Source organism: Nonomuraea glycinis, from assembly GCF_014646515.1.
GTDB classification, from domain to species: Bacteria; Actinomycetota; Actinomycetes; order Streptosporangiales; family Streptosporangiaceae; genus Nonomuraea; species Nonomuraea glycinis.
This window is the reverse complement of sequence record NZ_BMNK01000017.1, coordinates 30,221-46,435: the sequence shown is the minus strand read 5'-3', so window position 1 is coordinate 46,435 and position 16,215 is coordinate 30,221. Positions and strand designations below refer to the sequence as shown.

The following is a 16,215-nucleotide window of genomic DNA, read 5'->3' as shown; positions in this document are numbered from 1 at the left end:
AACGGCCGTCAGACGTCGGTGATGCGCAGGCCGGCGTGTGCCTTGTAGCGACGGTTGATGGAGATCATGTTGGCGGTCAGCGCCTCCACCTGGAAGGCGTTGCGCAGCCGGCCGCCGTAGACGCCGCGCACGCCGGGGATGACGTCCGCCAGGGCCCGCACCGTGTCGGTCGCCTCGCGGTCGTCGCCGAGCACCAGGACGTCCAGGTCCACCTTCTCCACGGCCGGATCCATCAGCAGCACGGCGGACACGTGGTGGAAGGCCGCGACCACCCGGCTGTCCGGCAGCACCGCCGCCGCCTGCTGGGCGGCGCTCCCCTCCGCCACGGGCAGCGCGTAGGCGCCCTGCTTGTCGAACGCGAGCGGGTTCACGCAGTCGACCACGATCTTGCCGGCCAGCTCCGTGGTCAGCGACTCCAGCAGCGCCTTGTGCCCGTCGTACGGCACCGCCACGATCACGATGTCGCAGCCGGCGGCGACCTCGGAGTTGGTGGCACCGCTCGCGCCCGCCCCGATGGAGTCGGCCGCCTCGCCCGCCCGCTCGGCGCTGCGTGACCCGATCACCACCCGCAACCCGGCCATGGCGAACCGTCGCGCCAGCCCTTTGCCCTGGTCACCGGTGCCGCCGAGAATGCCGATGGAAAGTCCGCTCACGTCAGTCATAAGCCAGATCATGCCAGCTTCGCCTCCGGCGGGCTCCGCCGGGCCCGCCGGAGCGGACCCGGTATGAGCACTGGTCAGCAGTTGCCGAAGGCGGGCAGCCCGTACAGGCGCAGGGCCAGCCACTCGACGGCCAGGGGGCCGCCCTGGACGGCGCCGAGCACGTGGCTGTTCGCCGACAGGGACGCCCATCGGGCGTTCACACCGGCGGCGCAGTACTGCGTGCGCAGGGCGGCGCCGACCGCGTGCGGGATGGTCTCGTCGCCGCGCGCGTGGTAGAGGAACATCGGCGCCCGGGGCGGCGTCGAGCCGAGCCGGTTCTCGGCGAGGCGGGCCAGCCACTTGGGCTGATTGAGCAGGTCGACGGTGCTGAGGTCGGCGAAGCGGAGGCCGGCCAGCTTGTCCAGGTCGCCCACGCAGTCGTCGGCGGCGTCGGCCAGCAGGGCACGGCCCCGGTCGTTGAGGTCGGCCTCGAGGTCGAGCTCCGGGTAGGCGGCGTCGAGTCCGATGCCCGCGGCGGCGGCCAGGCCGAATCCGGCGGTGCCGTCCAGGTGGTCGGCCACCGCGTGCAGGTCGGCGGGGACGCCGCCGGCGGCGACGCCCTTGAGCCGGAGGTCCGGGGCGTAGGAGGGCTGGAGCTGGGCGGCCCAGCCGGCGGACGCGCCGCCCTGCGAGTAGCCCATCACGGCCACCGGGGCCCGGTTCGACAGGCCCGCGCCGGAGACGCGGCTGGCGGCCCTGATCGAGTCGAGCACGGCGTGGCCCTGGGAGACGCCCGCCATGTAGGTGTGCGTGCCGGGGGTGCCGAGGCCCTCGTAGTCGGTCACGGCGACGGCGAAGCCCTTGAGCAGGAACAGGCTGATCAGGGCGAGCTCGGCCTCGCGGCCGGCGCGCATGCTCGCCGACGGCGCGCACTGGTCGCCCAGGCCGTGGGTGCCGGTGGCGTAGCCGACGATGGGCCGGGTGCCCAGGGGATAGCGCGCCTTGGGCACCAGGAGGGTGCCGGACACGGCGTTGAGCGAGCCGGTCGCGGAGGTGGAGCGGTAGACCAGGTGCCAGGCGTTGACCGGCACCTCCAGCAGCCGGCCGGGCAGCAGGTAGACGGTGGTGGGCGCGGCGGAGACCACCTCGCCCGCCGTGGCGGCGCGTGCGGGGGCGGCGACGAGGGAGATGATCAGGAGCAGGATCGCGGACACGCTGACGCGGACACGAAACTTCATGTGTGCCGTCTCTCTTGAGGGATGCGCTCACGGGACGGCGGCGCCGCGAAACCGATCGTTACCCCCTGGTAACCAGCTGTCAAGAGCCCGAATGACGGTATAACGAGATGGATTGTCAGACATGTGACGCCCGAATCCGGGAGGAAACCGGTTACCAGCCGGCGCATGTCGTGCACCATGGGTTCATGGACTCAGGATCGGTGGCCTACCTACGCGATCTCCTCGCCGAGACCGGCTGGGTCGAGCGCACCCGCGAGCTCGGCCGCGCCCTGCGCACCACCCGCTCCCCTGGCGGCCTGCTGCTGGTCGGCACCCCCGACGAGGAGCCGTGGCACCTGACCGCCCATCTCGCCGACGAGGCCCGCCTGGCGGACCTGCCGCAGCTCGCCCCCACCCTGGTGCGCTGGGCGCCCTCGGCCGGCGCGCCCCCGCACCTGCGGGTCGGCCTCGACCGCATCCGGCGGACCCGGCGAGGCGAGACCCTGTTCGTGGTGGCGGAGCAGAAGGCGCCGGTCCCCCTCCTCGAACGCGTCGACGACGCCCGCCGCACCGGCGCCACCATCCTGGCCCTCGAAGGCGCCGACCGGGAGCTGTCCGGCCTGGCGCACGACGCCATCGCCATCCCGGCGAACGGCCCGGTCAGCTTCGACGGCGCCCAGCACCTGGTGAGCGCGGCCGCGGGTGAGATCCCGCAGCGCCCCGGCCTGCGCGAGCGGCTGGCCCGCCTGCTCGACCGGGTCAGCGGCCCGCGGGTGGCCGAATAGCTCAGCTCTCCTGCGGCTCAGCGGTGCTCAGGTGGCCGAATGGCTCAGCTCTCCTGCGGCTCAGCGGTGCGCAGATGGCCGCGGAGGGTGGCGTCCAGCCTGGCGGTGGCGGCCTCGACGATGCCGATGACGATCGCCTGCACCGGGTCCGGCTCCCCCGACCTGGTACGGCTCACCCGGGTGACCACGTCGATCCGGCGCGCCCCCACGTCCCCGAGGTCGCTGACCCGTACCTCGCCCTCGGGCACGTCCAGCAGGGCCAGCGTCGGCACGATCGCCACCCCGTGACCCGCCGCCACCAGCGCCAGCGTGGGCCCGAACTCGCCGATCACGTGCACCTTGCGCGGCTCGAAGCCGTGCAGCGCGGCGAGCCGGTCCAGCGCCTGACCGCAGGCCTTGCCGGGCTCGCTGGCCACCCACGGCACGTCGGCCAGGTCGGCGAACCCCTTCGGCTCGGGCCATCCGGGCGGCACCACGATGCGGTACTCGTCCACGAAGAGGGCGCGGGCGGTCAGTGAGGGCTGGGCGGGCTGCGGCAGGCTCATGTCCCGCTCGGTGATCAGCACGTCCACGACGCCGTGCCTGAGCTCCTGCAGGGCGGGCGGGCCGTACACCTCGTGGATGGAGGGGATGATCTTGGGGTGGCTGTCGGCGAGCTCCCGCATGGCCGGGACCAGGATGTGATGGATCACCGTGGCGAAGGCCGCGATGCGGACCGGGCCCGCCAGCCGTTCGGTGAAGCGGGTGAGCTCGCGCCTGGCCTCGGCCAGCTCGTCCTCGACGCGCTCGGCGTAGCCGGCCAGGACGCGGCCCGCAGGGGTGAGCGAGACCCGGCGCTGGGAGCGGTCGATGAGCGCCAGCCCCACCTCCCGCTCCAGCTGGGCGAGCTGCTGGGAGACCGCCGAGGAGGTGAGGTAGAGTGCCTCGGCCGCCCGCATGACGCCGCCCCGGCGCGCCACTTCGTGGAGGATTCGTAACCGGCGGGGGTCGATATCCATGCGGCCGAGCTTACGCTGACCTTCCGCGATGGTTATTCGCGCTTCGCACGCCGGCAACGGGTCGGCGTGGCCGCCTCCCCCGATCGAAGAGGGCACATGATCGTCGAGCTCAGCCATCGCATCGCCGAAGGCATGGTCACCTACCCGGGGATCCCTGGGCCACGGCTCGGCGTGCACCTCAGCCGTGAGGACTCCCGCGAGGTGTACGCGCCCGGCACCGAGTTCCACCTCGGCACGATCGCGCTGGCCGCCAACACCGGCACCTACCTCGACACTCCCCATCACCGCTACCCCGACGGCCCGGACCTGTCACAGGTGCCGGCGAGCAGGCTCGCCGACCTGCCCGGCCTGGTGGTGCGGGCCGAGGGCACGCGCGAGGTCCGGCTCAGTGAGAACTTGGACGTACGCGGCCGCGCCGTGCTCATCCAGACCGGCTGGGACCTCCACTTCGGCACCGAGAAGTACGCCGACGAGCACCCCTACCTCGCCCCGGAGTCGGCGGCGTGGCTGGCCGAGCAGGGTGCCGCGCTGGTCGGGATCGACTCCCTGAACATCGACGACACCCCGCACCGAGGCGAGCGGCCGGCGCACACGCTGCTGCTGAAGGCGGGCATCGTGCTGGTGGAGCATCTGACGGGCCTGTCGGCACTGCCCGACGAGGGATTCCGGTTCCACGCCGCGCCACCGATGATCGCCGGCCTGGGCACCTTCCCGGTACGCGCCTACGCCGTGCTGCCCTAGCCAGAAAGCGACGGCAGCCGGAAAGCCTCGGCCCCGGGCCGGACTGATCACGCAGGTTTACCGCGTCTGTCACCTCTCCTGGCGACTTCGGCGGTCAGTCGTCGTCCAGGTCCGCCTCATCCCACGCCTTGTTACGGTCGGCCGCGCGCTGCAAGGCGCCGGCCGCCTCCTGCTCGCTCGCATAGGGGCCCATCCGGTCCTTGTCAGGGCAGCCCCGGTCGGGCTCGACGCGCATGTGCTTGAGGCAGAACCACCATTGGCCATCGCTCACGTCATCGATTCTGCCCCGTAGACTCGTGTTTCATGACGACACTGCTCCAGCCCGGCCGAATTTCGCCCATGCGAAAGGTCCCCGCCCAGATCGAGCGGCCGGAGTACGTCGGCAAGAAGCGCCCCAAAATCGACGAGTCCGACATCAAGACCCCCGAGACGATCGAGCGCATGCGCGTGGCCGGCCGGATCGCCGCGCAGGCCCTCGAAGAGGTCGGCAGGCACGTGCGCCCCGGCGTCACCACCGACGAGCTCGACCGGATCGGCCATGACTTCCTCGTCGACCACGGCGCCTACCCGAGCACCCTGGGCTACAAGGGCTATCCCAAATCGCTGTGCACCTCGATCAACGAGGTGATCTGCCACGGCATCCCCGACGACACCGTGCTGCGCGACGGCGACATCGTCAACGTCGACATCACCGCCTACATCGGTGGCGTGCACGGCGACACCGACGCCACCTTCCTGGTGGGCGAGGTCGACGAGGAGTCCCGGCTGCTGGTGGAGCGCACCCGCGAGGCGACGATGCGGGCGATCAAGGCGGTGGTCCCCGGCCGCCAGCTCAACGTGGTCGGCCGGGTCATCGAGGCGTACGCCAAGAGGTTCGGCTACGGCGTGGTGCGCGACTTCACCGGCCACGGCATCGGCACGAGCTTCCATTCCGGCCTGATGGTGCCGCACTACGACGACCCCTCCCTGCGGGTGGAGCTGGTGCCCAACATGACGTTCACCATCGAGCCCATGCTGACGCTCGGCACGATCGACTACGACATCTGGCCCGACCAGTGGACCGCCGTGACCAAGGACCGCAAGCGCACGGCCCAGTTCGAGCACACGATCGTGGTCACCGAGACGGGCAGCGAGATCCTCACCCTCGCCTAGGCAGCACACCCGTCACCGTCGTGCCCTCCCCGCGCACGCTGTTGACCGTCAGAGTGCCACCGAGTTCCGCGAAAGCGGCCCGCATACGGGCGATGCCCCGGGCCGCCTTCGCGGTGTCGAATCCCTGGCCGTGATCGCTGACCGTCATGCGCAGGCCACCGGCGCCCACGGTCACGGCGATCGACACGGCGGCGGCGCCACTGTGCGACTCGACGTTGGCCAGGGCCTCTCTCATCGCCGCGAGCACTCCCCCGGCGGTGCTCGGCGACACGTCGGCGGTGGGCAGCGCCCAGACCTCGACGGTGATCCCGGTCCGCTGCGACCAGTCGGACAGGCAGGCTTCGAGCGCCTCGGCCAGGCTCTCCCCCTCGCGCATACGTGTGTCTTTCGTCAACCCGAACTCCGCCTTCCTGAGGCCCGAGCAGGCGCCGGTCTGCACATGACCGGCTCCACATGTGACGCTTATCCCCGCCGATCGGACGGCAGGCGACCCCCCGGCTGCCTCATGGGGAAAGGTTACCCGCCATGCCAGAAGCGTATAGATCGAAGATAGGAGGCCATGCCCGTACGGTTATGGCATGCTCAGGCCACGTCTTTTCGGATGGCGCGTACGACGCCCGCCACCATCGGGACGATGATCCAGCAGAGCACCGACACGGCCAGCCGGGCGGCTTGATCGCCGGTCAGGGCGCCGGCCGTCAGCGGCGCGGTGGTGGTGCCCAGGTCGAGCCATGCGGCCAGGGTCTCGCCGGTGGCGCCGAGGCGGCCGATGGCGCTCCAGGCCATCGTGGACGACAGGCAGATCACGATCGCGGCCGGCGCGTTCTGGAGCAGCAAGCCCAGCGCGAGCCCCATCGCGACCACCAGCACGCACCCCGCGGTCCAGCCCAGCAGCGCGCGCGGATCGACCGCCCAGTCGGCCGGCGCCTCCCGGACGCCGGCGACGACGGCCGTCACCGGCACCGCCACCAGGATCGCGAACAGGCAGGCGGCCACCGTCACCAGCAGCGGCGGCAGGCACTTGGCCAGCAGCACCCGCGAGCGGCGCGGTTCGAGGGTGAACGTGGTCAGGGCGGTGCGGTGGCTCCACTCGCCGGTCACCGTGAGGATGCCGAGCACGGGCAGCAGCGTCCCGAACCCGATCCCGGCCGTGCCGATCAGCATGCCGAGCCGCGGACCGGCCGTCAGGCCCCGACCGGCGATCAAGGCGACCGTCAGGACGATCAGGATCACGGCCATGACCTGGCCGCTGCGCGTGTCGAAGAGCTTGCGGGTCTCCACCGCCACCAGGCGGCGGAACGGGATCGTGCTCATGCCGCGCTCCGATCGGCGTCGGCGGTGAGTTCGAGGAAGGTCTGTTCGAGGCTGCGGCCCTGGTTGAGCTCGGCGACCGTGCCCTCGGTGAGCACCCGGCCGCGGCCGATCATCACGATGCGGTCGGCGACCTGCTCCACCTCGTGCAGCAGGTGCGAGCTGAGCAGCACCGAGCAGCCCGCGGCGGCCATCTCGCGCAGCAGCCCGCGCATCCACCGGATGCCCTGCGGGTCCAGGCCGTTGGCGGGCTCGTCCAGGATGAGCACCCTGGGGCGGCCGAGGAGCGCGTGCCCGATGCCGAGCCGCTGCCGCATCCCGAGCGAGTAGCCGGCTATCCGCCGCCGGCTCTCCTTGCCCGTCAGGCCGACCCGGTCGAGCACCTCCCCGACCCGCGACCTGGGCAGGCCGAGCACCATCGCGCCCAGGGTGAGGACCTCCCGCCCGGTGCGGCCGGGGTGCTGGGCGCCCGCGTCGAGCAGCGAGCCGACGTGGTAGGCGGGGCAGTCCAGCTCGGCGTACGGCCGGCCGAGGACGGTGGCCGAGCCGGCGGTGGGGCGGGACAGGCCGGACAGGACGCGCAGGGCCGTCGACTTCCCCGCGCCGTTGGGGCCGAGGAAACCGGTGACGCACCCCGGTTCGACGGTGAAGGACACGTCGTCGAGCGCCCGTACACCCCGGTAGGTCTTGCTGACATGACTGAACTCGATCATGTGTCCAGTCCATCGGACGCGGGCCCGGGCGGCATCGGACCCAGGTCCATCGATCCTGGCCTCGCGGCCACCGGAGGTGGACCCAGGTCGCTAACGCCTACGTCATTCGCCCTTGTCCGCGCGGTTGAGGCGGGCCAGGTAGTCGTTGTAGGAGTTGAGCTCCGGGTCGCCGCCCGGGGAGCGGTCGGCCTTACGGTCGCTGCGCCGGGCCGTGCGCTCCTCGCTCTGGTACCACTGCGCGGCGATGGCCAGCAGCACGATCAGGGTGGGGATCTCGCCGAAGCCCCAGGCGATGGCGCCGCCGTTCTGCTGCTCACGCAGCAACGACTCGCCCCAGGTACGGTCGAGCTGCTCGTACCAGCCGGAGGCGATGACCGAGCCGGTCATCATCAGCGCGATGCCGAAGAAGGCGTGGAACGGCATGGTGACGAACAGCAGCAGCAGCCTGCCGACGTGCGGCAGGCGGTAGGGGCCCGGGTCGATGCCGATGACCACCCAGAAGAACAGGCAGCCGCTCAGCAGGAAGTGCAGGGTCATGATGATGTGCCCGAGATGCTCCTGCATCGCGGACTCGAACAGCGGCGTGAAGTAGAGCGCGTAGGTGGAGGCGATGAAGATCGCGGTGGCGATGGCCGGATGCCCGGCGATCTTGACGAACCTGCTGTGCAGGATCGCCGTCAGCCACTCGCGCGGCCCCCGGTCGCCGCGCTTGGCGGCGGGCTTGAGCGCGCGCAGGGCGAGGGTGACGGGCCCGCCGAGGACCAGGAAGATCGGCACGATCATGGCGAGCGTCATGTGCTCGATCATGTGCACGTCGAACATGACCTTGGCGTAGCGGGCCAGGCCGCTCTGCGTGGCGATGACCAGGATCAGCACGCCGATGAACCAGGACACGGTGCGGCCCTTGGGCCACGAGTCGCCGCGCCGCGCGAGCCTGATGACGCCCGCGCCGTACAGGCCGGCGAGCACGGCGGCCACGATCGCGAAGAACAGGTCGAACCACCACAGGGAGGCGATGTTCGCCAGCGAGATGGGCGGCGGGACCGGGTAGCCGAGCAGGTCGAAGGCTCGTCCGGCGGGCAGGCTGACGGGCGGCGGGGGCGTGCGCGCCAGCGCCACGGCCAGGCCGACGGTGGCGAGCATGAACAGCAGCTCGCCGCCGGCCAGCCGGGCGAACGCGCGCGGCCTGCCCGCGGTGAGCTCCACCAGCGTGCGCTGCCGGTGCCACCAGCCCACGTAGCCGAGCAGCACGAAGGCCACGATCTTGATCACGATCAGCACGCCGTAGCTGGACGTCCACAGGTCGGACACGTCGGCCAGCCGGGCCACCACACTCGCCAGCCCGGACACGCCGACCCCGGCATAACACCACAGGGCCATCCGGGAGAAGCGGTCGGCCGCCACGTCGAGCTGCGGCTTCTTCAGCAGGGCGTGCAGCGCGAGCACCGCCAGCCCGCCGACCCACAATGCCAGCGTGAGCAGGTGCAGCGCCAGACCGGTGGTGGCCAGGCCGTGGTTGGGCGAGGACGCCGAGTGCCCGGTGAGCGCCGGCGGCAGCAGCGCGGCCAGCGCGAACAGCAGCAGCGCGCCCGAGGCTCCGGCGGTGATGGCGCCCCGCGAGAACAGCGCGATCGACACGCCGAACAGCAGCACGAGGGTGAGCGCGATGCCGGGGCTCTCCTGGGTGGCGTAGCCGACCAGGAAGCTGCGGTTGAGGATCTCCGGCACCGACCTGGCCCAGACGTCGGAGACGCTGAACACCATGGTGAGGAAGGCCGCCCCGGCCCAGGCCAGCGCCGCCCACGAGGCGGCCCGGACATAGCCGAGCGCGGTCTTGCCGAGCATGCCCTTGTCGTTGGGCAACAGGAGCGTGGCCGCCAGCAGCAGGCCGACGGTGGTCAGACCGGCCACGTCCAGGAACAGCTTGGAGATCGGCAGCCCCCAGCGCGTGACCACGCCGGAGGAGGGCACGCCCAGGATGATCCGGGGGAAGGCCGCGCCGCCGGCGATCATGGCGATCACCAGGCCGGCGACCGCCGCGACGACCGACGCCAGCCCGAGCCGGGCGGCTCTGGTCATGGCTTCTTCTTCCGCGCGCTGAGCAGGAACCCGACGCCGATGCCGACGAGCGCGCCGACGACGACCAGCAGCCAGATCGGGAACGAGGTCGTGGCCTCGTTCTCGGCCGCCACCGGCTCGGCCGGCGCCTGGGCCGGTGACGCTTCGGGAGAAGCGGCCGGGGCGGCGGACTCGGTGGCTTCGGGGCTCGCCGCCGTCGGCGACTGCGACGGCGTGGCGCCCTTCACCGTGAAGGGGATCTCGCCCTCGATCGGGTGCCCGTCGGAGGAGACCACCCGGTAAGCGATCACATACTTTCCGTCGGACAGCTCGCCCTTGAGCTTCTGCGTCACCACCGGCCCGTCCAGGTCCGGCTTACCGGCCTGGAACTGGGCCTCACCGGCACCGCGCACGATGACGAACGGCATCCGCACACTGCCGGTGAACTCCAGCGTGACCTCGTCGAGAGTCTTGACCGTGGCGTCCTTCGCCGGGTCACTGCTCTTGAGCGCGTCGTGGGCCAGAGCGGGCGCGGCGGTGGCGAGCACGAACAGGGCAGCGAGAATCGCGGCGGCGGCCGCGAACGGGGATTTCTTCATGGCACCCCAAGGCTACCGACGCGTCCGCCCGGTCCGGACTCGACCGCTACAATTCGCCCTCCGCGATCCGCTCCCTACAGTCCGGCACAGGCCAGTGCGCGCTCATAGGCCTCGACCGCGCCGTCGGCGTCGCCCATGTGCTCCAGCGTCTCGGCCGTGGCGAGCCACGAGCCCGCGGACTGGTAGGAGGAGGGCAGCGGCGTCAGCGCCTCACGGATCCGCTCCAGGTGCCGCCCGGCCTTGGCGACGTCGCCGCGCACGCTGTGCGCCCGCCCCAGCAGCAGCTGCGTCTCCGGCACCTGGTTCATGCCCGAGGCCGACAGCAGCTCGTCGGCGGCGTGCCCGTGCTCGATCGCCTTGTCGATCTCGCCGGTCATGAACTCGACGCTGGCCAGCTCGGTCAGCGCCCGCGCCCGGTCTATCACGCTGGTGGAGCTCTGCTCCTGCTCGCTGATGGCGCGCTTGAGCTGCTGGGCCAGCTTGGCCGCCTCCTGCGGCTGCACGCGCCGCTTGAGCTGCGCGTGCGCGACCCGCATCTTGGCCAGCAGGCGCGGCTGCTCGGTCTCACCCATCAGCGCCAGGGCGCGCTCGGTGAAGACCAGGGCCTCCTCGCGGTGGCCGGTGTGCTCGGCGGTGTAGGCGGCGTTCCAGTTGGCGGCGGCCATGGCCCGGGGGGTGCCGAGCGCCTCGGCCGCGTTGAGCAGCTCGGCGGCGAACTGCCTGGCGCGCAGGTGATCGCCGCGCACGAGGTAGGCGGCCAGCAGGGTCGCGCCCAGCTCGACCAGCAGGTCGGACCAGCTGGGCCGGGCCGAGGCGCCCAGGACGCGCTCGCCGATCTCGACCGCCTCGGTCAGCCGGTTGCTCTGGCGGTAGACCCGGCACAGCGCGATGGCGACCTCGATCCGACGGTCCGTGGGCAGCTCCTCGCTCTGCAGATGGTGCAGGATCTCGATCGCGCCGTCGCGGTCGCCGCACGCCTCCGTGGCAAGGGCCAGGCCGAATTCGGTGTCTTGACGTAGCGACGCGAGACCTGTCAGGTTGTTGTCCGCAAGCAGCTCGGCGAAGCGGGAGCGAGCCTCCTGGACTTCACCGTTCTCCAGCGCCAGCCTGGCGTAACCAAGTGAGAGCTCGATGTCCTCCATCTGCTCGGCGGTGACGCCGTTGATGAGGTATGAGAGCGAGCAGTCGAGTTTCTGGGCCAGCAACTCCAGAACAGCAGGAGTGGGGGTACGCTTGCCACTCTCGATCAAGGAGACATAGCTGTCAGACAACTCGGGATGCGCGAGCTGGGCCTGAGACAGACCACGCTGCCGCCTCACCGTCTTGATACGGAGTCCGACTAGGTCAGATGTGGTCACGGTCGCCACTCCCTGAGATGATAAGTTCCGAGCAAAACCCGCAGATCGTCGAGGGAGATCCTCATGCGTACGCGCCTTACCCTGTCCGCACTCGTTGCCTTGCTCGCGGCCCTCGTGGCCGTCGGCAGCCATAGTACGGCCGCAACCGCCACAACGTCTGCCCCCTCGGCCCCCATGGCCGCCATGGTCGACGAGCTGTGCTGCTGAGCCATGACCTGGGCAGTGGCGCCTCAGCCGTCCCAGCCGACGAGCTACACGGTGTTCACCTGAGATTTGACGTTAACATTTCTTCTCTATAACGACCATATGCTCTCCGCCAGACCTCGCTGCGCAGCGGTTCTCGCTGTTCCAGGATGATCCGGCCTACGCTGCCGTAGCCCGGACGGTCTGCTTTCGTGTGGGGAGTCGTACGGCTGACGACCTCGGCCTTCTCGGCCCCGTGTCCGCCGCAGGCGGCGCGGTGATCGACCTCGGCTCCCCACGCCCCCTCCTGAGCGGTCAGCCGGCCTTGAGCGCCAGGAAGAAGTCCACCCGGTCCGCCATCGTGGACAGATCCTTGCCGGTGAGCTCCTCCACCCGTTTGACCCGGTAACGAACCGTGTTGACGTGCACGTGCATCCGCTCGGCGCAGGCGTTCCAGGACCCGGCGCAGTCGAGGAAGGTGCCGAGGGTGCGTACGAGCTCTGACTGGTGTCGGGCGTCGTAGGCGCGCAGCGGCCCCAGCAGGCGGTCCGCGAACGAGGCGCGCACGTCACCGGGGACGGTGGCCAGCAGCAGCGCGTGGGTGTAGATTTCGTCGCTCGTCGCCACCCCGCCCGACCGGGCCCGGGCCAGCCGCACCGCGTGCCCGGCCTCGTCGATGCCCCCCTTGAGCGCGGCCGCCCCGATCAGCGCGCCGCTCATCCCCACGCTCGCGCGCATCCCCGGCAGCGCGCCGAGCACCTCGGCCCCCGCGCGCAACCGCCCGGCCAGCTCCGCCACGGTCCCTCCACGCAACGGCACCACCGCCACCGCCCCGTCACCGCCCACCCCGTCACCGCCCACCCCATCGCCGCCCGCCGCGGCGACCACCTCCCGCCCGAGCAACTCCTCCAGAATCCACCCGTCCAGCAGGTCCCCCTCCCCCCGCCGCCCGCCCACGACCGCGCCCCCTCCGCCCCCGACGCCCTTGCCGGCCCCTCCGCCCCCGACGCCCTTGCCGGCCCCGCTCCGCGCACCCGGGCGGGGGTCGGCGCTGGGGTCCGTGCCAGCGGTGACGATGGTGTACGGCTCGGTGTCGGTGAGGCCGCAGGTGCGCAGGCGGGCGCTGAGCTCGGCCGGGTCGGCGCCGGACGTAGCGCCCTGGACGAGGCGGGCGATGAGGCGGCGCTCGACCCGTCGTCCTTCCTCCATCCGGCCGCGTTCCAGCTCGACGCAGGCCGCGAGCTCGTAGCCGAGGTCGGGGCGGTCGAGCAGGTCGCCGTCGCAGGCCAGGGCCCAGCCCGCCGCACGGTGGCCACGGCCGACGCCGAACACGGTCTGTCCCCCGGCCAGGCAGGGCAGCCGGGGCGCGGTCAGGTAGGCCCGCGCCAGCCGTACCGGATCCTCTGGGGAGCCGATGATCACCTGGCCGACGGCGGAGACCACCGCGCCCGTGACGCCGAGCTCCGCGGCGGTCAGCGCGAACAGCTCGGGCAGGCCGCCGTCGGCGACGGCGGCGAGCAGGCGGCGGTGGCGGCCGAGCGCGTCGCGGGCGTCGCCCGACAGGCGCGGCGTCACCAGCTCGGTCAGGGCGGCGAAGGAGGTTTCGGTGGGCACTTCCAGCAGCGGCAGTCCGGCCTGCTCGCAGGCACGGACCAGGTCCTCGGGCACGTGCCCGAGGTGGGCCTGGCCGGCGCCGAGCGCCGCCACCCCGGCCTGCGCCAGGGCGGCCACGAAGCGCGCGGAGTCGGCGGGCGAGTGCCGCCACATCAGCCCGGTCAGCACCAGCTCGCCGCCCGACAGGTAGCGGCCCGGTTCCGGCAGGTCCGTGATGTGCACGGTGCCGAACGTGCGGCCGGGGTCGCCGGCGAGCAGGCTGAGGCGCAGTTCCTCGATGGCCAAAAGGTCACTTATCCGCACTTGGAGGAATATACAAGTCGGCCGGTCAACCCCTTACCCCGATTTCACGCCGCGCGCATTCCGGGTGGCGGGCGGCGGTGCTCTACTCGGAGGATGTCTACTCGAAGGATGACGGAGACGGCGAGTCAGGCGCGGCAGGGGGTCGGCGTCAGCGCGCAGCGGCCGGACGCGGTGCTGAAGGTCACCGGCGAGTTCGCGTACGCCTCGGATCTGTGGCTGGAGGGCATGGTCTGGGGCGCGACGCTGCGCAGCCCGCACGCCTCGGCCTGGATCCGCGGCGTCGATGTGGGCCCGGCGCTGGCGATCCCCGGGGTGCGCGCCGTGCTGACGCACGAGGACGTGCCGGGCGAGAAGTTCTACGGGCTGGACGTGAAGGATCAGCCGGTGCTCGCCATCGACCAGGTGCGTTACCAGGGAGAGCCGGTGGCTCTGGTGGCGGCCGACCATCCGGAGACGGCGCGCAGGGCGGCGGCGGCGATCGTGGTGCGGTACGAGCCCCGCGCAGCCGTGACAGACCCCCGCGAGTCCCGAAATTTCGTCAGATATCAGCCGGTGCGCAAGGGCGACACCTTCGAGGCCGACGTCGTGGTCACCGGCGAGTACGAAGTCGGCATGCAGGACCAGGCCTTCCTCGGCCCGGAGTCCGGCCTGGCGGTCCCCGCCGAGGACGGCGGCGTCGACCTCTACATCGCCACCCAGTGGCTGCACGTGGACCGCGACCAGCTCGCCCCCTGCCTGGGCCTGCCGCCGGACAAGGTGCGGCTGACCCTGTCCGGCGTCGGCGGCGCGTTCGGCGCCCGGGAGGACCTGTCGATGCAGGTGCACGCCTGCATGCTGGCGCTGCGCCTGAACCGCCCGGTGAAGATCTCCTACGGCCGCGAGGAGTCGTTCTTCGGCCATGTGCACCGCCACCCGGCCCGGATGCGCTACGAGCACGGCGCCACCCGCGACGGCAGACTCGTCTACGTCAAGGCCGACATCCTGCTCGACGGCGGCGCCTACTGCTCCTCCTCCCCCGCGGTCGTCGGCAACGCCGCCTCGCTCGGCGCGGGACCGTACGAGGTGCCGAACGTCCGGGTGGACGCGACCGGCGTCTACACCAACAACCCGCCCTGCGGCGCGATGCGCGGCTTCGGCGCGGTGCAGGCCTGTTACGCCTACGAGTCGCAGATGGACCGGCTGGCCGAGGCGTGCGGCCTGTCGCCGGTGGAGGTCCGGGTGCGCAACGCGGTCTCCCAGGGCTCCGCGCTCATCACCGGCCAGGTGATCGACTCACCGGCGCCGCTCGCGGACATGCTGCGCGACCTGGAGAGCTTCCCCCTGCCGGCCCCCGCCGGGCAGGACCTGCGCGCGCTGCCCGGCGGCGTCTCGCAGACCACCCATGGCGAGCAGGTGCGGCGGGGCGTCGGCTACGGCGTCGGGATCAAGAACATCTGCTTCTCCGAAGGCTTCGACGACTACTCCACCGCCCGGGTACGGGCCGAGCTGGTCGGCGGCGAGCCGCACGTCACGGTGCACACGGCGGCGGCCGAGGTGGGGCAGGGGCTGGTGACGATCCAGGCGCAGATCGCCCGGACCGAGCTGGGCGTCGAGCAGGTGACCGTGGCGACCGCCGACACCTCGGTCGGCTCGGCGGGCTCGTCCTCCGCCTCGCGGCAGTCGTACGTCACCGGTGGCGCGGTGAAGGCCGCCTGCGAGGCCGTACGGGAGCGCTTCAGCGGGCTGCCGGCCCGGGAGGCGCTGGAGAAGTTCGGCCCGATCGAGGAGACGCGCGAGTACCGGCACCGGCCCACCTATCCGCTGCACCCCGAGACCGGGCAGGGGGACTCGCACACCCAGCTCGCGCTGTGCGTGCACCGGGCGGTGGTGGACGTGGACGTGGAGCTGGGCCTGGTGAAGGTGGTGGAGCTGGCGGCGGTGCAGGACGTGGGCCGGGTGCTCAACCCGCAGGCGCTGGAGGGGCAGATCCACGGCGGATCGGCGCAGGGCCTGGGGCTGGCGCTGATGGAGGAGATCCAGGTGCGCGACGGCGTGGTGCTGAACCCGTCCTTCACCGACTACCTGATCCCCACCATCCTCGACATGCCGCCGATGACACTGAAGATCCTGGAGAATCCGGACCCGGCGGCGCCGTACGGACTGCGCGGCGCGGGCGAGCCGCCGACGCTGTCGTCCACCCCCGCCATCGCGGCCGCCGTGCGGGCGGCGACCGGGCTGCGGTTGACTCGGGTTCCGATCAGACCCGAGGATATCGCCTTGGTTCATAACGGGGAGGGATCTCATGGCAGATGCGCGTGAAGTTGCGAAAGTGGAGTTCGAGCGGTTCGACACCGATGGTGACGGCCTGCTGACGGCCGCCGAGATCAGGCAGGCCAACCAGGCGCTGGGCGGGCTCGGCGCCTCCGAGTCGGAGATCGAGGCGTTCATCGCGGGCGCGGACAGCGACGGCGACGGGCGGATCGGGCTGGAGGAGTTCGCCGCGCTGGTCGGCGGCGGGCGGCACGAGCAGGCGTGATCACGTCCCCCGCCGGGTAGGCAACCC

The 16,215-nt window shown here is 71.7% G+C and carries 17 protein-coding genes; 6 read left to right on the top strand and 11 right to left on the bottom strand.

Annotated elements, in window-relative coordinates; all coding sequences use genetic code 11:
• Positions 1-8: 8 nt before the first annotated feature.
• The gene (gene npdG, locus IEY87_RS35525; RefSeq protein WP_189143221.1) at positions 9-662 is read right to left on the bottom strand and encodes an NADPH-dependent F420 reductase; all 654 of its coding nucleotides are present in this window, start codon (positions 660-662) and stop codon (positions 9-11) included.
• A gap of 74 nt (positions 663-736) precedes the next feature.
• Positions 737-1,879, bottom strand: a complete 1,143-nt coding sequence (locus tag IEY87_RS35520) for a lipase family protein (protein ID WP_189143220.1) — start codon at positions 1,877-1,879, stop codon at positions 737-739.
• A 185-nt stretch (positions 1,880-2,064) separates the two neighbouring features.
• Between IEY87_RS35520 and IEY87_RS35515 the strand changes: the two genes are divergently transcribed.
• Positions 2,065-2,643 (top strand): hypothetical protein, encoded by a 579-nt coding sequence (locus IEY87_RS35515; RefSeq protein WP_189143219.1) that lies wholly within the window; start codon positions 2,065-2,067, stop codon positions 2,641-2,643.
• A gap of 44 nt (positions 2,644-2,687) precedes the next feature.
• On the opposite strand, the gene IEY87_RS35510 is transcribed toward IEY87_RS35515, so the two are convergent.
• Positions 2,688-3,641 carry a LysR family transcriptional regulator gene (locus IEY87_RS35510; protein ID WP_189143218.1) on the bottom strand — a complete coding sequence of 318 codons (954 nt, stop codon included), beginning with the start codon at positions 3,639-3,641 and terminating at the stop codon, positions 2,688-2,690.
• Positions 3,642-3,737: 96 nt separating this feature from the next.
• Here IEY87_RS35510 and IEY87_RS35505 point away from each other — a divergent pair, with 96 nt between their 5' ends.
• Positions 3,738-4,382 (top strand): cyclase family protein, encoded by a 645-nt coding sequence (locus IEY87_RS35505; RefSeq protein ID WP_189143217.1) that lies wholly within the window; start codon positions 3,738-3,740, stop codon positions 4,380-4,382.
• Positions 4,383-4,476: 94 nt separating this feature from the next.
• Here IEY87_RS35505 and IEY87_RS35500 read toward each other — a convergent pair whose 3' ends face one another.
• Complete coding sequence (locus tag IEY87_RS35500; protein ID WP_189143216.1) at positions 4,477-4,653, bottom strand: hypothetical protein; 177 nt, start codon at positions 4,651-4,653, stop codon at positions 4,477-4,479.
• Between the two features lie 32 nt (positions 4,654-4,685).
• Here IEY87_RS35500 and map point away from each other — a divergent pair, with 32 nt between their 5' ends.
• A complete protein-coding gene (gene map, locus IEY87_RS35495; RefSeq protein ID WP_189143215.1) occupies positions 4,686-5,534 on the top strand; it encodes a type I methionyl aminopeptidase in 849 nt (282 codons plus the stop codon).
• Here the strand turns inward: map and IEY87_RS35490 are convergent.
• The 6 genes from IEY87_RS35490 to IEY87_RS35465 all read right to left on the bottom strand — a co-directional run bounded on the left by IEY87_RS35490 (position 5,521) and on the right by IEY87_RS35465 (position 11,573).
• Entirely contained in the window at positions 5,521-5,928 is a 408-nt protein-coding gene (locus IEY87_RS35490; RefSeq protein WP_189143214.1) for a sensor histidine kinase, read from the bottom strand. The two genes, map and IEY87_RS35490, sit on opposite strands and share 14 nt — an antisense overlap.
• Before the next feature lie 188 nt (positions 5,929-6,116).
• Positions 6,117-6,848 (bottom strand): ABC transporter permease subunit, encoded by a 732-nt coding sequence (locus IEY87_RS35485; protein ID WP_189143213.1) that lies wholly within the window; start codon positions 6,846-6,848, stop codon positions 6,117-6,119.
• Positions 6,845-7,558 carry an ABC transporter ATP-binding protein gene (locus IEY87_RS35480; protein ID WP_189143212.1) on the bottom strand — a complete coding sequence of 238 codons (714 nt, stop codon included), beginning with the start codon at positions 7,556-7,558 and terminating at the stop codon, positions 6,845-6,847. The genes IEY87_RS35485 and IEY87_RS35480 overlap by 4 nt, the downstream gene beginning before the upstream one ends.
• Positions 7,559-7,660: 102 nt before the next feature.
• Entirely contained in the window at positions 7,661-9,637 is a 1,977-nt protein-coding gene (locus tag IEY87_RS35475) for a bifunctional copper resistance protein CopD/cytochrome c oxidase assembly protein (RefSeq protein WP_189143211.1), read from the bottom strand.
• The gene (locus IEY87_RS35470; protein WP_189143210.1) at positions 9,634-10,215 is read right to left on the bottom strand and encodes a copper resistance CopC family protein; all 582 of its coding nucleotides are present in this window, start codon (positions 10,213-10,215) and stop codon (positions 9,634-9,636) included. Before IEY87_RS35470 ends, IEY87_RS35475 begins: the two co-directional genes overlap by 4 nt.
• A gap of 74 nt (positions 10,216-10,289) precedes the next feature.
• Complete coding sequence (locus IEY87_RS35465) at positions 10,290-11,573, bottom strand: helix-turn-helix domain-containing protein (RefSeq protein WP_225277980.1); 1,284 nt, start codon at positions 11,571-11,573, stop codon at positions 10,290-10,292.
• 63 nt (positions 11,574-11,636) lie between these two features.
• On the opposite strand from IEY87_RS35465, the gene IEY87_RS35460 reads away from it, so the two are divergent.
• The gene (locus IEY87_RS35460) at positions 11,637-11,780 is read left to right on the top strand and encodes a hypothetical protein (RefSeq protein ID WP_189143400.1); all 144 of its coding nucleotides are present in this window, start codon (positions 11,637-11,639) and stop codon (positions 11,778-11,780) included.
• Positions 11,781-12,071: 291 nt separating this feature from the next.
• Here IEY87_RS35460 and IEY87_RS35455 read toward each other — a convergent pair whose 3' ends face one another.
• Entirely contained in the window at positions 12,072-13,673 is a 1,602-nt protein-coding gene (locus IEY87_RS35455) for a PucR family transcriptional regulator (RefSeq protein ID WP_189143208.1), read from the bottom strand.
• 108 nt (positions 13,674-13,781) lie between these two features.
• On the opposite strand from IEY87_RS35455, the gene IEY87_RS35450 reads away from it, so the two are divergent.
• Together IEY87_RS35450 and IEY87_RS35445 are read left to right on the top strand one after the other, a co-directional pair.
• Positions 13,782-15,971, top strand: a complete 2,190-nt coding sequence (locus IEY87_RS35450) for a molybdopterin cofactor-binding domain-containing protein (protein WP_189143207.1) — start codon at positions 13,782-13,784, stop codon at positions 15,969-15,971.
• Positions 15,955-16,188 (top strand): EF-hand domain-containing protein, encoded by a 234-nt coding sequence (locus tag IEY87_RS35445; RefSeq protein WP_189143206.1) that lies wholly within the window; start codon positions 15,955-15,957, stop codon positions 16,186-16,188. The genes IEY87_RS35450 and IEY87_RS35445 overlap by 17 nt, the downstream gene beginning before the upstream one ends.
• The last annotated feature ends 27 nt before the right edge of the window (positions 16,189-16,215 follow it).

Coding starts and splice junctions, on each gene's coding strand:
- IEY87_RS35480 (WP_189143212.1), bottom strand. CDS start 7,558: ATGATCGAGTTCAGTCATGTCAGCAAGACCTACCGGGGTGTACGGGCG.
- IEY87_RS35520 (WP_189143220.1), bottom strand. CDS start 1,879: ATGAAGTTTCGTGTCCGCGTCAGCGTGTCCGCGATCCTGCTCCTGATC.
- IEY87_RS35515 (WP_189143219.1), top strand. CDS start 2,065: ATGGACTCAGGATCGGTGGCCTACCTACGCGATCTCCTCGCCGAGACC.
- IEY87_RS35445 (WP_189143206.1), top strand. CDS start 15,955: ATGGCAGATGCGCGTGAAGTTGCGAAAGTGGAGTTCGAGCGGTTCGAC.
- IEY87_RS35485 (WP_189143213.1), bottom strand. CDS start 6,848: ATGAGCACGATCCCGTTCCGCCGCCTGGTGGCGGTGGAGACCCGCAAG.
- IEY87_RS35450 (WP_189143207.1), top strand. CDS start 13,782: ATGACGGAGACGGCGAGTCAGGCGCGGCAGGGGGTCGGCGTCAGCGCG.
- IEY87_RS35470 (WP_189143210.1), bottom strand. CDS start 10,215: ATGAAGAAATCCCCGTTCGCGGCCGCCGCCGCGATTCTCGCTGCCCTG.
- IEY87_RS35460 (WP_189143400.1), top strand. CDS start 11,637: ATGCGTACGCGCCTTACCCTGTCCGCACTCGTTGCCTTGCTCGCGGCC.
- IEY87_RS35510 (WP_189143218.1), bottom strand. CDS start 3,641: ATGGATATCGACCCCCGCCGGTTACGAATCCTCCACGAAGTGGCGCGC.
- IEY87_RS35475 (WP_189143211.1), bottom strand. CDS start 9,637: ATGACCAGAGCCGCCCGGCTCGGGCTGGCGTCGGTCGTCGCGGCGGTC.
- IEY87_RS35505 (WP_189143217.1), top strand. CDS start 3,738: ATGATCGTCGAGCTCAGCCATCGCATCGCCGAAGGCATGGTCACCTAC.
- map (WP_189143215.1), top strand. CDS start 4,686: ATGACGACACTGCTCCAGCCCGGCCGAATTTCGCCCATGCGAAAGGTC.
- npdG (WP_189143221.1), bottom strand. CDS start 662: ATGACTGACGTGAGCGGACTTTCCATCGGCATTCTCGGCGGCACCGGT.